Below are 14,004 nucleotides of genomic sequence, written 5' to 3'. Positions count from 1 at the left end.
GACGGGACTCGACCTCCACGTTCGGCACCTAGGGCGCACAGCGGTGGCTCCTCGGCGGTGGGCAGGGCGAGGTTCAGAAGAAGGCGAGCTGCTCGCGGGTCCCGGCCAGGGCGGACAGCAGGTCGGGCAGGCCTGGGGAGTCGGCGGGGGCGGGGCCGTTCTCTCCGGCGATGTGCCAGTCGGCGAGGGCCTGGGCGTCGGCGGCGGTGCGGCACCACGCGTCGTCGCTCAGCGCTTGGCGGGTGATGATCCGCCCGCAGCAGTTGACCCACCACCAGCCGGGCCGGGTCTCGCCGCGGGCCTGCTGGATCAGCGGCTTCTGGTGGTGGCACGCGCAGCGGCAGAGCTCTCGGCAGGGCGGTCCGGCGAGCCAGACCCACGCGAGGTCGTTGACGCCGGAGCGCAGGTCCGGGGACGCGTGCTGGTGGGGCTCGGGGTGGTGGGCGTGGCGGTTCGGGCCGGCCTGGATGACGGTCTCGCGGGTCGGGCGGCCGTCGTGGCGGCATTCGCCGTGGCGGCCGGCCTGGCACTCGACGGACGGCGGCCGGTGGCAGGCGCAGTCGGTGAACGGGCCGGGGATGTGCTCGAAGGAGCGCAGCCAGCTCGCGGGCCAGACGTTCTCCCGCACCCACGCGGCGGCCTGCGGGGGCATGGCGTCGGGCTCGCGGGCGCCGGTGTCCGGGTTGTCGCGGTCGCGCTCGGCGGCGAGGCGGTCGCGGCCGGCGTCGGTGAGGCGGGGGCCGTCGGGGTGGTCGGCGAGCAGCCCGCCCCAGATCATGGCGACGACGTTGTTGGGGATGCCGTGGATCCGGTAGCGGTCGTGGTCGTAGTCGAGGAGGCCTCGGTCGGCGAGGTCGAGCCACCTCGTGTTGACGGGCTTGTCGGCGGGCCAGGGGTCGTGCACGGCGGGTTCCTCCGGGCGGGGGTGAAGGTGGCCGGGCCGGCCGCGGGGTGTGCGGCCGGCCCGGCGCGGGCGGGGGAGGGCGGCGGTCAGCCGGAGAGGCGCACGGGCATGACCAGGTGCTGGTAGGTGGCGTCGACGCCGTCGCCGAGGCGCCCAGCCAGGTAGGCGGGCTTGTGCGGTTCGCGCACGTGGAGGTCGGCCTCGCTGGTGCCGAGCGCCTTCAGCGCGTCGGTGAGGAACTGCGGGTTGAAGGCGAGGACCAGGCCCTCGGCGCCGGTGCCGGTGGTGTGGGCGGGGATGCGGTCGCTGGCCTGCGCGTCGTCACCCGAGCCGGCCTCGACGCGCAGCTGCTCGCCCTCGACGGCCAGGCGCACGGGGGTGTTGCGGGTGGCGACCAGGGCGACGCGCTGGAGCGCGGCGACGGCCTCCGCCACGGGCAGGCGCAGCGTGATGGGCCACTCGCCGTCGAAGAAGCCGCCCATCTTCGGGAACTCACCGTCGAGCAGGCGGGTCATGTAGGTGCGCCCGCCCGGGATGGACAGGCCGAGCAGGCCCTCGGACCAGTGGAGGGTGAGGGTGTGCTCGCCCTCCAGCGCCTTGGCGGCCTCGGCGAGGGTCTTGGCGGGCACCAGCGCCGCCGTCTCGGGCTCGCTGTCCTTCTTCTTGCCGCGCTTCGGGGCCGGGGCGGGCAGGTTGCCGGTGGGCCGGACGGTGAGTTCCTTGTGGGTCATGCGGTAGCGGTCGGTGGAGTCCAGGTGGAGCAGGTCGCCGTCCAGGCGGACCTTGATACCGGTCAGCGCGGGCAGGGAGGTGTCGGTGGAGGCGGCGACGGCGACCTGGGCGACGGCGTCGGCGAGGACGTCGGCCTGCACGGTGGCGACGGCGTCCGGCAGGGGGAGCACGGCGGGGTACTCGTCGACGGGGAGCACCGGGAGGGTGAAGCGGGCGGCGCCGCAGCCGACGACCAGGCGGGCGCCGCTGTCGACGAGCTCCAGGTCGATGTCGGCGGTCTTGGGCAGGCGGGAGCAGATGTCGTTCAGGAGCCGGCCGGGGACCAGGACGGTGCCGTCGTCGGCGATCTCGGCGGAGACGGTGTCGGAGGTGTAGACCTCGCCGTCGCAGGCGGACAGGCGCAGGCCTCCGTCGCCGGTGGCCAGGAGCATGCCGAGCATGACCGGGACCGGCGGACGGGCCGGCAGGGCCTTGGCGGTGTAGGAGACGGCGTCGGTGAGCGCGGAGACGGGCAGGCGCAGCTTCACGGTGGTGCCTTCCGGGGTGATGTTGGTGTGTTGTCGGGTGGGGCGGAGCCGGTCAGCTCTCGTCGTCGTGCTCGTCATCGGGGCCGAAGAGCTCGCAGTTGGAGTAGCCGGTGTCCAGCAGGAGGCAGTCGCCGTAGTCGTCGGCGTGCTCCAGGACGAGTTCAGCGGTGCCGGCCCAGCCGGGGACGACGGCCAGCACGGGGGCGTGGTCGGGCAGGCCGGCCAGGACGGCGGCGAGGTCGCCGACGGTGAGCACTCCGGCCAGGCCCGCACGCCGGGCGACGGCGGGTTGAGCGGGCGGCGCTTCGCCGTCGGCGGCGGCCGGGGCGGGCAGGTGGAGGTCGAGGGCTGGGGCGTTCGGGTCCGGGTCGAGCGCAGTGGTGTGCAGGACCAGCGCACCGTCCCAGACTGCGGAGCGCACCGGCCAGGCGGCGCGGCGGTTCCACTGCGGGACCCCGCAGACGACCAGCAGGTGGTCGGGCAGGCGCGCGATGCGGGCGGCGAGGTCGGCGACGGTGAGGCGGGCCGCGCTGTAGGGGGTGCCCTGGATCCGCCAGGGCACCTGGCGATCGACCGGGGGACGCTTCGCGGCGGCGGCCTTGAGGGCCTCGGTGATGGCGGTGACCGCGGCGGCGCCCATCTCCTCGGGGCTGGCCGGGTCGGCGGTGACGGTGACGGTGGTGCTCACGACGTCCTCCAGGCGGATCGGTGGTGTCGGCCGGTCGGCCGGCCCCGTCCCCGAGACGCGCCGCGCCCGCCCGGCCGGGGTTCGGCGGGGCGGGCGGGGTGCGGCCGGGGGCGAGACCGGGCGGCCGGTCAGTCGCGCTGTTCGATGCAGGACTTGCAGTTCTGCGGCTGGGGCTCGTCCTCGGGCATGTCTCAGTCCGTGTAGAGGTGGCGGGAGCAGAAGTAGCCGCCGCAGCCGTCCTCGGGGGTGCCGGGCGTGCTGCCGCACAGGTAGGCCAGGCCTCGGTCGATCTCCTCGGTGCAGCCGTCCTCCTCGCAGACGGCCGCGACGTCGTAGCCGGCCTCGATCTCGGTACCGTCGGCGCGGGTGACGGTGTAGTAGGCGTAGCCCATAAGGGTTCTCCGGGTTCGTTGGGGGCGCGGCCGGTCGGCCGGCCCCGTCCCCGGACGCACAGCGGCCTGCCCGGCCGGGTGTTCGGCGGGGCGGGCACGGTGCGGCCGGGGGCGAGGCTGACGGCCCGGACGGTCAGAGGGCGTGGTGCAGGGCGGGGGTTGTGGGTGCGTCGGGGCAGGCGGTGGTGCCGTCCGGGGCGCGCCAGGTCCGCTCGGGGTCGTCCTCGGTGCCGGCCCAGGCGAGGGGCTGGTCGCAGTGGCGGCAGCGGAAGCCGCCGGCGGCCGGGCTGGGGGGCTTGAGGGCGGCCAGGTTCTTCAGCGGGCTCAGCCGCGGCGGCGCCGGCCGGGCAGCCGATGGTGAGGCCGGGGCCGGGGTGGTGTCCGGCCGGGTGTGGGCGGCGGCGAGCTGGGTGAGGGCCTCTTCGACGGCGGGGCTCAGGAGCATGCGGGTACGGCGCTCGGTCTTCCACCACCGGCCCGCGTACGCGGTGGGGGCGAGCAGCAGCCAGGCGCCGGCGGTGACGGCGGCGGCCGCGGTGCGCCCGCTTGCGGGGCCGGTCTGCCAGGTGGCCGCGCAGGCGGCCACGCCGAGGAGGGCCCAGCCGGCGCGGGCGGCGGTGGAGCCGCGCCGGGCCGCGACGAACAGCACCAGCGCGAGGACCAGGGCGGCGCCGCCCATCTGGCCCGGGGTGGCAGGCAGGCCGGCCGCGTTCTGGCGCAGCCAGGCGGCGACGCCGCCGAGCGGGACCTGGAGGACGTCGCGGATGCCGTCGACGGCATCGCTGTCCCACAGGTAGGCGGCGGCGTGGACGCAGCCGCGGCCGAGGCTGGCGGCCATCGCGGCGGCCAGGCGGACCACGGTGGTGACGAGGGTGACGGTCAGGGACGCGGCGAGGAGGGCGGCCAGGGCGGTGGCGGTGATCTGTCCGGCGCGCTGGGCGGGGCTGGTGCGGGTGCGCCAGGTGGTGGCGGCCTTTTCGCGTAGGGGTGTGGTGGCCTCCCAGGCGCTGGTGGTGGTGGCGAGGACGCGCAGGGCGGCGTCGGTGAGGCGGGTGGCGAGCACGGTGGGCAGGTCTCCGATCGGGGTCGGCGGCAGGTCGGCAGGTTGGGTGCGGGCGCCGCGGCGCCTTCTGGGGCCGGCGGCCCCCGCCCCGGGCCGGGCCGCGGTTGGCCGGGATCCGGGGCGGGGCCGTCGGCCCTCGGAGGGGCCGGGAGCGGTCAGTCGCCGAAGTGCGCGGTGAGGGTGCGGACGGCGTGGGGCAGGACGGTGGCGCTGCCGTCGGCGATGCGCTCGCGCAGCAGGTCGGCGGTGCACCGGTCGGGGGCGCCGTGGACGGTGAGGTCACCGGCGAGCAGCTGGTCACGCAGGCCGAGCGGCCACACGTCCAGGCGCAGGTGGTTGGCGGCGACGGCGGTCTCGATGGCGAGGGCGCGGCCGGTGACGACCAGTTCCTGGAGCTGCTCCGCCACCCGGGGCCGGCGCAGGAGGTTGTCGGCCTCGTCGATGAGGAGCAGGACCCGCGGCTGCTCCTCGGCCGGGGTGTGGGCGGTGCTGCCCGCCGCGACGCAGGCGGCGGCGCGCCGGCGGGCGAGGTCGAGGACCTGGTCGAGCATCTGCTCGGCGCCGTCGAAGTCGGCGCACCGGTCGGCGGTGGCGGTCAGGGTGGCGTGGTGGGCGGGCTCGATGGCCCAGACGGTCGTGGTGGGGTCGGTGGCGGCCCGGGCGGCGAGCTGCTGGAGGGTGTAGGTCTTGCCGGAGCCGGTGGTGCCGACGAGCAGGTGGGTGTGCGCCATGGCGGGGTGCCTCCTTGAGGGCATGGGTGAAAGGCCCTCGGCCGGGCGGCCGGGGCTTGGATGCGGTGGTGCGGGAAGCGGTCCGCCCGCCCGGCCGTGGTGGCCGGGCGGGCGGAGAACGGGGCGGGCTACGCCTCGACGGACTCGCTGGCGTCGGCGGCCAGGGGCAGGCCGTACTCACCGGGGACGTTCGGGTTGCGGACGATCCGACCGGCCTTGGTCTCGCGGTAGAGCGTGTTCTCCGCGGTCTTGGCGGCGAGCCCGGTCATCGCGATGATCTGGTCCAGGCGTACGTAGCCGATCTCCTGGCCGATCGGGTCGCGCCACTCGTCCAGGACGGCGAGGATCTTCTCCTTCGCGGTCGGCTCCTTGGTGAAGGCCGGCGCGGGCCCGGGCGTCCACGGCGCGCCGCCACCTCCGGCGCCGTCCTCGGCGGCGGGGCCGACGGGGACGGTGGCGATCTGGTCGCGATCCTCCCAGCCGGGGAAGTCCGCGGGGTAGGCGATGGCGTCCTCGTCCCAGAGGCCGGCGGCGGACTCCAGGATCCAGGCCCGCATCATCTCCGCCCGCTCGTCCGGGCCGACGACGTACCCAACACCGAAAGTCCGGCGCGGATCGTCCTCGGGGACGGTCGGGTCGTAGACGAGGCTGTCCGTGCCGGTGCGCCAGTAGGCCGGGATCCGGGACGGGTCGATGCCGTCGAAGCCATCGGGCAGGTCGACGCGGTGCTTCTGCGCCCCGTCAGACCTCAACAGGACGAGGGCGCCGCCGTAGAAGATGTTGTCGCGGATCGACGTGTCGGAGCCCATCTTGTCGAGGTTGAGGATCTGGCCGCACAGCACCATGGCCATGCCCAGCGAGCGGCCCTGCTCGGCGATGGCCGCGACGATGAAGGCGGCCTCCTTCATGTACTCGGACTTCTCGGAGAGGAGCTGGGCGAACTCGTCGAGGACGACCGCGATGAACGGCATCTCCTCGCTGGCGGTGAAGTTCTTCATCCGCATCGCCTGCGACTGCTCAATGCGGTGCAGCAGGACCGCGTACGCCAGGCGCAGGGCGCCCATCGCGCCGTCCTTGCCGGTGCCCGCGAACGCCGACATGTCTTCGACGTCGGGGTTGCTGCTGCCCTTGGGGTCGGCGTAGATGATCGCGATCCCGTTGACGTGGTAGCTCAGGCACAACAGCTGCAGGACACCGCCCTTGCCGGAGCCGGTGACGCCGGCGACCAGGGCGTGGCGGGCGCCGCCCTTCGGGTCGAACAGCTGCAGCCGGGCCGGACGGCCGCTGATGCCCAGGCCCAGCTGCACGAACCCGTTCGGGTTCGAGCGCAGCGCCTCGGGGCCCGGCAGCGCCTTGCCCCTCTCCAGCGGGGACTGGTCCATCAGCCGCAGGATCGCCCGGCGTGGGTCCTGCGTCGCCTCCACCGACACCAGCAGGGTGGTGCGGCGCAGGGCACCGGCGATGCGGACCATGTCCGGCATGGTGATCGCGTCGGTGTCCTCGTCCGCGACGATCCACGCCGCGACCCCGCCGGTGGCCGGGTCCTGCACCGGCCCCTCGAGGTGCGTGCCGGGCATGCACCCGGCCTTGTTGCCGACCCGCTGGAGCCACAGCGTCTCCAGCGGACCGTACTGCGCCTGCTCGCTGACGGGCTGGACGGTGTGGACCAGGATGTGGCGGGCGGACTCGTGGGGGCCGTCGGTGATGCGGATCCAGGCCGGGGGCAGCCGGTACACCCCCGAGACGGTCTCCGCGGTGACGGTGACCGGCCGGCCGGGCGCGGCCTCGATGATCCCCTCCCACGCCTCGGGGCCGTGGGCGGTCAGGTGGAGTTCCTGGCCGGGGTGGGTGCCCTCCTTGCTGGAGATGTGCGCGAGCCAGCGCTCCAGAACCGCGCGCTGCGCCGGGGTGAGCGAGTCCTGCGGTGCGGGCTGGGCCGCCGGGGCCTGGACGGCGGCGCGGCGCCGGCGGCGGTTGCCGAGCACCTTGCGCAGCACGAACGCGGTGTAGCCGGACGCGCCCCACCAGGCGACGGACACCAGGCCGGTGGCCGAGGGCAGGGTCATCCATCCGGCGAGCAGGGCGTCCGCGCCGGGCAGGCCCTGGAGGGTGACGGTGGCCGCGGCGGTGGCGGTGGCCACCGCCGAGACGAACATCGGCCGGCGGTGCGCGGCCAGGATGTCCCCGCCCGGCAGCGCGGCCAGCGTCCGCTCGGACAGCAGGCCGGCGAAGTTCGCGCCCGCGAGCGCGGCCGGGGCCGCCAGCAGGCACGAGACGGTGCTGGCGGCCTGGCCCTGAAGGAACGGCAGGACCGCGGCGGTCAGGGCCGGGGCGGCCGTCTCCACGACGGCCACCGCCCGCTCGACCGTCGGGCTGCGCACCGCCTGGTCGGCGGGGGTGGTGTGGGTGCTCATCGCGGTGTGCTCCTTACTCCTGGGTGTACCAGGTGCGGTTGGCCATCTGGACCGGGGCGTTGTCGACGGCCTGCTGGATGCCCTCGTGGGACCTGCTCGCTTCGCGCTCGGTGTAGCGGGCGACCAGGGAGGCGTCGTTGGCACGGCTGGCGTAGCCGTTCGCGCTCTGGCTCAGGCCCTGCATGGTCCTGGAGAGTTCGCGGGTCTCCGCGACGGTGGCGGTGTCGACGTTCAGCGACGCGATGTTGTCGGCGGTACGGCCGACGTTCTTGGCTCCCTCGGCCAGGCGCGCGGCGAGCTGCTTGTGGTGCTCGGCGCCGCGGAGGACGTCCTTGGCGAGCTTGGCGACCTCGCGCTTCAGCTCGCGGTAGGAGAGGTTGGCCTTGTTCTTCTTCCGGGCGGACATGGGTCAGCCTCCCTGCTGGTCCTTGTAGAACTCCGCCTCGGCGGGGATGGTGAGCTTGCTGTCGGCCACGGCCTTGTAGATGGCACCGTGCCGGGTGCCGGCGTTGACGACCAGAACGGTGGCGGCCTCGGCGCCCTTGGCCGCGTGGCGCTCGGTCTGCTCGGCCGCCTTGCACAGCTCCCGGCATGCCTCTTCCAGGTGCCACAGCTGCGAGATCAGGTCCTTGCCGCCCTTGACGGCCTTGGCCCGCTCATAGAGCCTCTGCGCGGCGAGGGCGTGCTGGGTGGCCACGGTCACCGCCGCCTTGCTCTCTTGGGCGATCTTGGCCAGGTCGGCGCCCCGCGTGCGCATCGTGTTCTCGAAACCCTTGAGGGTCCGGACCTCGGTGCGGCCCAGCTCTCGCTCCTGGCCGTCGGCGGTGAAGCGGACCGTGCTGGGGGTCACCTTGACGGCCGTCACGGGTGTGGCCCGGCTCGTGGTGCTCTGTTCGGGCATCGGGTCGTGCGTCCTCCTCTGGGTGGCCGGAACATCCGGCGAGGTGTGCGGGGTGGACCGGACGGCGCCGGTCACGGCATCGGCCGCGGCCAGGTCCGGCGGCGGGGCGGCCTGGGCCAGGGTCGTGGTACTGGCCACCGGCCCGTGGCCGGCGACCTTGCCATCGCTCCGGCCGGGCTGGCGGTCCACGGTGGTGGGCTTGGCCAGGTCGACGCCCGGCCCGTCAGCGGGCTTGGACGTGGCCTTGGCCTTGGACAGGTCCGGTGCCGCGGCGGGTTTGGTCAGGTCCACGCCCGGCCCGCCGCCGAGCTTCGGCGCCGCCTCGGCCTTCGACTGGGCCGGGACGGCGGGCGCGGTGGTCGGCTTGGGCGGCACCACCGGCGCCCCCTTGCCCACCTCGCCCGGCTTCGCCGGTTTGGTTAGGTCGAGGCCCGGCCCGCTACCGGGCTTCGGCATCGCCTCGGCTTTCGACTGGGCCGCTGCCGTGGCCGGCTTGGACGGATCGACGCCCGGCTTCGGCGTCTTGCTCAGGTCAACGCCCGGCCGCTCGCCGGCCTTCGGCTCGGCCGGAACAGCGGGGGCCGTGGTGGGCATGGGCGGCACCACCGGCATCGCCTTGCCCTCGCCCGGCTTCGTCGGCTTGGACGGGTTGACGCCCGGTCCGCGGCCGGGCTTCGGCGCCGCGTCGGCCTTCGGCTCGGCCGGGACGGCGGGCGCGGCGGTCGGCTTGGGCGGCACCACCGGCATCGCCTTGCCCTCCTCGCCCGGCTTCGTGGACGGCTCCGCGGCCCCGGCGTTCTTGGCCAGGTCGGCCGTCGACCCGGCGGCGGGCGCCATCTCCGGCTTCGGCGGCTCCTGGGGCCGCTGGGCGTTGCGGATCTTGGCGTCGTCCATCTTCCTGCGGTCGGCCTCGTCGGCGGCCTGCCGATCGGACCAGCCGTCCTTCACGCCGTCCCGGTAGGCCTGAGCCTGGCCGACCGCGCCGGCCACTCGCCGCCCGTCCCGGTAGCCGGCCTCCCGGGCGGACTGCGTACGAGGGCGCTCGCCGGGTTCCAGTCCGCCCGCCGGCTTGGAGGCGGCGATGTTCGATCCCGGCTCGGCCTCGCCCCTCTTCGCCAGGTCGGCCCTGCCCGGCCCGCCCTTCGTCTCCTGAGGCTTCTGCTTCTCGGCCTGGGCCCCGCCCTGACCGGGACCGTCCGGCTTGGAGGCGGGCACGCCCGCTCCGGCCGGACCGCCCGTGTCATCCGGCTTCGGGCCCTTGGCGCGCTTGTCCCCCGGATCCTTCGAGATGCTGCTCTTCGCCGAACGGGGCCCCGAGCCCGACTTCGGCTCGCTCGGCCCCTCCCGATCCGGCCCCTTTCCGCTCTTGGAGCCGCCAGAGCCAGAGGCCTCGGCGGTCTTGCTGTCCGCGCTGGTGCGGTCGTCCTTGGCCGTCTTCGACGAGTTGTCCGCCTTTGACGCCCTGGTGTCCGCGCTGGTGCGGTCGTCCTTGGCCGTCCTGGACGAGTTGTCCGCCTTCGACGCCCTGGTGTCCGCGCTGGTGCGGTCGTCCTTGGCCGTCCTGGACGAGTTGTCCGCCTTCGACGCCCTGATGTCGGACGCGGTGGCGGAGGACTTGGCGTCGCGGGTGTCGGCGCGCTTGGCGTCCGAAGACGTCTTCGCATCCGTACTGGCGGCCTTCTTCGACTCGCTGCTCGTTTTGCCGTGCTGCGCCGACGTCTTGTTGTTCAGGTCGGCGACCTTGGCGTCCCGGGTGGTCTTGACGTCCTGGTTGGACCGGCGCTGCGCGCTGTTCTCGCTCTTCGCGGTGCGGTCGGACTTGTTGGCGTTGGTGGTGTTGGTGGAGGTGCCGGAGACCCGGGTCTCCTTGACCTCGTGGGTGCGCTTGACGGTGGTGGCGGTGCCGGTGCGGCCCCACCGGGTGGCGAGCGCGCGCACCAGCGCGGACAGCGGGCCCTGGACGTTCGCGGCGTCGTCCTTGCCGTCCTTGTTCTTGGCGTCGCCGCCCGCCGCGGCACCCTCGGGGCCGGCCTGCGCGGCCTGGCCGAGGGCCGCGGTGGAGCCGATCGGGACCGGGCGGGCCGGGGTGATCGGGGTGAGCATCTGGGCGAGGGAGCCGGGCGCCGCCGGGTCCGGGACGGGACCGGCCGTCGCCGCGGGGGCCGGCCCGTGGCCCGTCTGCGGGGCCTCGGCGGAGGGCTGCTCGGGGGGCTGGGAGGAGAGGTGAACGGTCGGTGGTGCGGTCGGAACGGGCGGCGCGGAAGGCGTCGTCATCGCCAGATTTCCTCACTTTTGGTGACCACTCACCCACCACTCACCCAGCCCGGAAATGCTCCCCCCCACGCCTGTGAGCACGCGTGAGGGCTTGTTTCCCCGGGTGAGTGAGTGGTGGGTGAGTGTCACGGATTGTCACTATCGGAAGAGGCGCTTCTTCGCCCAGCCGTAGCCGGTGACGGCCACGACAGCACCCAGGACGGCCAGGCCGGCCATCGGCACGGGGCCGTCCTGCTCGCCCTCGGAGGAGGCGGCGGAGGCGGTGTTGACCATGCCCGGCGAGGCCTCCATCGGGAACGCCTTCCCGCAGTCGGCGATCGCGTTGTACGTGCCGCCGGCCTTCGCCACGCAGGCCTGGACCGCCTCCCGTCGGGCCCGCTGCGCGTCGCTCTCCACGCCGCCGGTCTTCGCCATCTCGGCCGCCAACGACGCGTCCTGCTTCTGCCGCTCCAGGTCGACGCGGGAGGCGTCCAGGGCGATCTGCGCCTTGCGCACATCGGCCTCGGCGGATGCCGAGGCGTAGTGGGACCACGAGACCATGCCGGTCGCGGCCAGCACGATCGCGCCGCCGGCCAGGCCGGCCTTCGCGCGAGGGGACAGCTTGGCGCCCGGGGCGTAGGCGCCGTGCAGCGGCGGCGTCTTCCAGGACGGTACGGACGTGATGTCGTAGGCGGGGTCGTTGTAGACCGACTGCTCGGTCATAGGGTGGTCCCTTCTCTGAGCTGGGGAAACGCGAGGTGACGGGTATCGGCCCGGCTGGTCGGCGGGGCGGATACGGTGGTGCTCGGCGCTTCGGCGCCTTCGGCGGCCACCAGGGCGATTGCTGCGTCCTGGTGGCCACCGGAGAGGCCGTGCTCCTTGTGTGCTGTCGTCCGGTCAGGCGGCGAGCGCGTCGCCCTGCCCGTCCTGGCCGGCGCGCTGCGCGCGGCGCTCGGTGACGATCTCCCGGGCGCGGTCACGGCGGTCCTGCCGGGTGCCGCCGGTGACGCCCAGCGCCCGCTCGATGTAGCTGAGCGTCACGACCTTCTCGCCGAACTGCTCGATGAGGTCCGCGACGATCAGGGCCTGGCGCTCGGCCGGGCTACGGGTCGCGTTCTCGTGGGCTACGGCCGCCTTCTCCAGGGCCACGGCCATCTCCTGCTCGAGCCGCGCGGCAGCCGCCTCGGCCTCGGCGGCGAGCCGCTTCTCCTCGGCCGCGCGGCGCTGCGCCTCGGCCTCGGTCACGGCCGCCTTGGCCCGGGTTACGGACGCGGCCTCCAGGGCTACGGCCGCCTGCCGTTCCGCCTCCGCCTTCTTACGGGCGGCCTCGGCGGCGGCCTGCTCGGCCTCCGCCCTGGCCTGCGCAAGGCGGGCCTGCTCGGCGTCGGCCTCGGCCTGGCGGCGCGCCTGCTCGGCCTGCGCCTCAGCCTGCCGACGGCCTGCCTCCAGCTCGGCCAGGCGGGCCTCCTCGGCCGCCTGCCGCTCCAGCCGATCCCGCTCGATCTGCGCCTTGAGCTGCGCTTCCTCGACGCGGGCGCGGATCTCGGCCGCCTCCGCCTCCGCCTGGGCGGTGGCCCGCGCGGCCTCGGCCTCGGCCTCGGCCCGCAGCCGCTCGGCCTCCGCGTCGGCCTTTGCCTGCTGCACCCGTAGGGCCAGCTCGTGCTGTCGTACCACCGCGTCCGCGGCCGTACGCGCCTCCTGCTCGGCCCGGGTCCGCTCGGCCTCGGCGAGCAGGCGCTCGGCCTCGGCCCGCGCCTTGGCGGCGTCGATCGCGGCCTGCCGCTCGACCGCGGCGAGGGCCTCCGTAGCCTCCTCCTCGGCCATCCGTAGGGCCAGCGCCCGGGTCCGTACCTCCGCCTCATGGAGCCGTACAGCGTCCGCTTCAGCCCGCTTCGCGGGCTGGCCGAGGGCCTCCTCGACCGTGAGGCCGAACTTGGCGAGCGTGACGGGCAGCAGGTCCTGCCGTGAGGCCTTCCGCCGCCACCGCTTGCCGTGACGCTGCGTGAGCAGCTCCCGGTAGACCTCGCGCGACCTGGCGAGCTCCAGCGCCTCGGTGTAGCTCGTGATCTCCCACAGCTTCATCTGCCGGGCGATCCGGGCGGTGGCGATCGGAGAGAGCAGCCACCGGGACGGGCGGACGCCCTCCATGCGCCGGCGGCCCCGCAGGCGGCCGATGTGTCCGGCGTACAGGTGTGCGGCGATCTCCGAGAACACCACCCACAGGGCGGCGAGGCCGGCGTGCCCGGCGGCCGCGGTGCCGGAGGCGCCGGCCTGCCAGTTCAGCCAGATCGTCAGCCCGGTGAGCGCCCTCGGCACCCACTTCACCCAGGCGGCCTCCCGCTCCCAGCGGATCAGCAGCAGGTTGACGATGCTGAACGCCAGGATCGCGAGGTCCACCGCGATCGGCAGCATCCACGGCTCGTCCCAGCCCCAGCCGCCGTCCTTGACCGGCAGCGCGGCCTTGGCCTCCACCGCCTTGTAGGAGGCGACCAGACCAATGGTCGACACACCGACCGCCAGCGCCGCCCCGACGGCGGCCAGACCCTTCTCCCACCCCGCGAGCACGATCCGCTGCTCCACCGGCACCGGCACCTGGTCGTCGTGCTGCCCGCTGGCCACGTACACGCTGTCCGTCACCTGACCTCCTCCTTCGTCTTCGCGATGCCACCGCTCCCGGCCGGGAGCGCCCGGCAGGCGGCGGCGTGGTCGTTGGCCAGGCGGCGAGCGTCGTCGCGGAACCACGTGAGGTGGCCGCCGCCGTCCCCGCACGTGATGCACTGCCAGGCGTAGCTGTCGCCGACGCGGGTCTTGTCCGGCGCACGGGTCACCACGACCAGGCCGCCGCCGACCGTGCGGAACCGCAGCACCGTGCGCTCCGGCACGGCCGACTCTCCGGCGCGCGCCCGCTCCAGCTCGGCACGCAGCTCGGCGATGGTCCGGTCGCGCGCGTCGATCCGGGACTGCGCCTCGCGCAGCAGCAGCAACTGCAGGCTGTGCGAGGCGGCCTGCGAGGCGATCGCCTCGGCGGCGGTCCGCTCGGCGCAGGCGAGGTCGTCGCGCATGGTCGCGAGGTCGGAGACCGCGGTCAGCAGCTGCTCGTCAGGGTCGTGCTGCTGCAGGACGCTCTCCAGCTGCTGGGTGACGTCGGCGAGGGCCGCCTCGGCCGCGTCGGCGCGGCTGTGCAGGGCGGCGATCCTGCCGCAGGTCGTAAGGGCGATCATCGGGATTACTCCTTCGATGTGTGGAAGGGGGCGGTGGTCGTCAACGGGCTGCTGGCGGTGCACCGGCACAGGCCGCCGCGCCCCGCCACCCCGTTGGCGGGGGGGGGGCGCCGCCGCGTCGCCCTGCCGTGGCCGTTATGGCATGTGCATGTTGCCCGTCAACAAACCCGCCAGGCCC

Annotated in this window: 12 protein-coding genes; all 12 read right to left on the bottom strand. The window is 74.6% G+C overall.

Annotation, left to right across the window (positions count from 1 at the left end; genetic code table 11):
• Positions 1-73 precede the first annotated feature (73 nt).
• The gene (locus ACFXAM_RS15225; protein WP_380291233.1) at positions 74-904 is read right to left on the bottom strand and encodes a hypothetical protein; all 831 of its coding nucleotides are present in this window, start codon (positions 902-904) and stop codon (positions 74-76) included.
• Between the two features lie 86 nt (positions 905-990).
• Complete coding sequence (dnaN, locus tag ACFXAM_RS15220; protein ID WP_380291231.1) at positions 991-2,163, bottom strand: DNA polymerase III subunit beta; 1,173 nt, start codon at positions 2,161-2,163, stop codon at positions 991-993.
• 52 nt (positions 2,164-2,215) lie between these two features.
• A complete protein-coding gene (locus ACFXAM_RS15215) occupies positions 2,216-2,851 on the bottom strand; it encodes a hypothetical protein (protein ID WP_380291229.1) in 636 nt (211 codons plus the stop codon).
• 191 nt (positions 2,852-3,042) lie between these two features.
• The gene (locus ACFXAM_RS15210) at positions 3,043-3,243 is read right to left on the bottom strand and encodes a hypothetical protein (protein WP_380291227.1); all 201 of its coding nucleotides are present in this window, start codon (positions 3,241-3,243) and stop codon (positions 3,043-3,045) included.
• Positions 3,244-3,376: 133 nt separating this feature from the next.
• Positions 3,377-4,306, bottom strand: a complete 930-nt coding sequence (locus ACFXAM_RS15205; RefSeq protein WP_380291225.1) for a hypothetical protein — start codon at positions 4,304-4,306, stop codon at positions 3,377-3,379.
• A 155-nt stretch (positions 4,307-4,461) separates the two neighbouring features.
• Complete coding sequence (locus ACFXAM_RS15200) at positions 4,462-5,037, bottom strand: ATP-binding protein (protein WP_380291223.1); 576 nt, start codon at positions 5,035-5,037, stop codon at positions 4,462-4,464.
• A gap of 128 nt (positions 5,038-5,165) precedes the next feature.
• On the bottom strand, positions 5,166-7,451 hold the full coding sequence (locus ACFXAM_RS15195) for a helicase HerA-like domain-containing protein (protein WP_380291221.1): 2,286 nt from the start codon (positions 7,449-7,451) through the stop codon (positions 5,166-5,168).
• 13 nt (positions 7,452-7,464) lie between these two features.
• Positions 7,465-7,857, bottom strand: coding sequence for a hypothetical protein (locus tag ACFXAM_RS15190; protein WP_380291219.1), 393 nt, complete (start codon positions 7,855-7,857; stop codon positions 7,465-7,467).
• 3 nt (positions 7,858-7,860) lie between these two features.
• Complete coding sequence (locus ACFXAM_RS15185) at positions 7,861-10,626, bottom strand: hypothetical protein (protein ID WP_380291217.1); 2,766 nt, start codon at positions 10,624-10,626, stop codon at positions 7,861-7,863.
• Positions 10,627-10,764: 138 nt separating this feature from the next.
• Positions 10,765-11,328 (bottom strand): hypothetical protein, encoded by a 564-nt coding sequence (locus ACFXAM_RS15180; protein ID WP_380291215.1) that lies wholly within the window; start codon positions 11,326-11,328, stop codon positions 10,765-10,767.
• A gap of 174 nt (positions 11,329-11,502) precedes the next feature.
• On the bottom strand, positions 11,503-13,242 hold the full coding sequence (locus tag ACFXAM_RS15175; RefSeq protein ID WP_380291213.1) for a DUF2637 domain-containing protein: 1,740 nt from the start codon (positions 13,240-13,242) through the stop codon (positions 11,503-11,505).
• Complete coding sequence (locus tag ACFXAM_RS15170) at positions 13,239-13,826, bottom strand: hypothetical protein (RefSeq protein ID WP_380291211.1); 588 nt, start codon at positions 13,824-13,826, stop codon at positions 13,239-13,241. The genes ACFXAM_RS15175 and ACFXAM_RS15170 overlap by 4 nt, the downstream gene beginning before the upstream one ends.
• Between the last annotated feature and the right edge of the window lie 178 nt (positions 13,827-14,004).

It is taken from the genome of Kitasatospora sp. NPDC059462 (genome assembly GCF_042749955.1).
Taxonomy (GTDB): Bacteria; Actinomycetota; Actinomycetes; order Streptomycetales; family Streptomycetaceae; genus Kitasatospora.
The sequence above is the reverse complement of the archived record's forward strand: the minus strand, read 5'-3'. Positions and strand labels throughout refer to the sequence as shown.

Excerpts from the sequence above, each read along its gene's own strand:
- ACFXAM_RS15190 (WP_380291219.1), bottom strand. The coding sequence starts at position 7,857 with ATGTCCGCCCGGAAGAAGAACAAGGCCAACCTCTCCTACCGCGAGCTG.
- ACFXAM_RS15185 (WP_380291217.1), bottom strand. The coding sequence starts at position 10,626 with ATGACGACGCCTTCCGCGCCGCCCGTTCCGACCGCACCACCGACCGTT.
- ACFXAM_RS15180 (WP_380291215.1), bottom strand. The coding sequence starts at position 11,328 with ATGACCGAGCAGTCGGTCTACAACGACCCCGCCTACGACATCACGTCC.
- ACFXAM_RS15195 (WP_380291221.1), bottom strand. The coding sequence starts at position 7,451 with ATGAGCACCCACACCACCCCCGCCGACCAGGCGGTGCGCAGCCCGACG.
- ACFXAM_RS15210 (WP_380291227.1), bottom strand. The coding sequence starts at position 3,243 with ATGGGCTACGCCTACTACACCGTCACCCGCGCCGACGGTACCGAGATC.
- ACFXAM_RS15170 (WP_380291211.1), bottom strand. The coding sequence starts at position 13,826 with ATGATCGCCCTTACGACCTGCGGCAGGATCGCCGCCCTGCACAGCCGC.
- ACFXAM_RS15200 (WP_380291223.1), bottom strand. The coding sequence starts at position 5,037 with ATGGCGCACACCCACCTGCTCGTCGGCACCACCGGCTCCGGCAAGACC.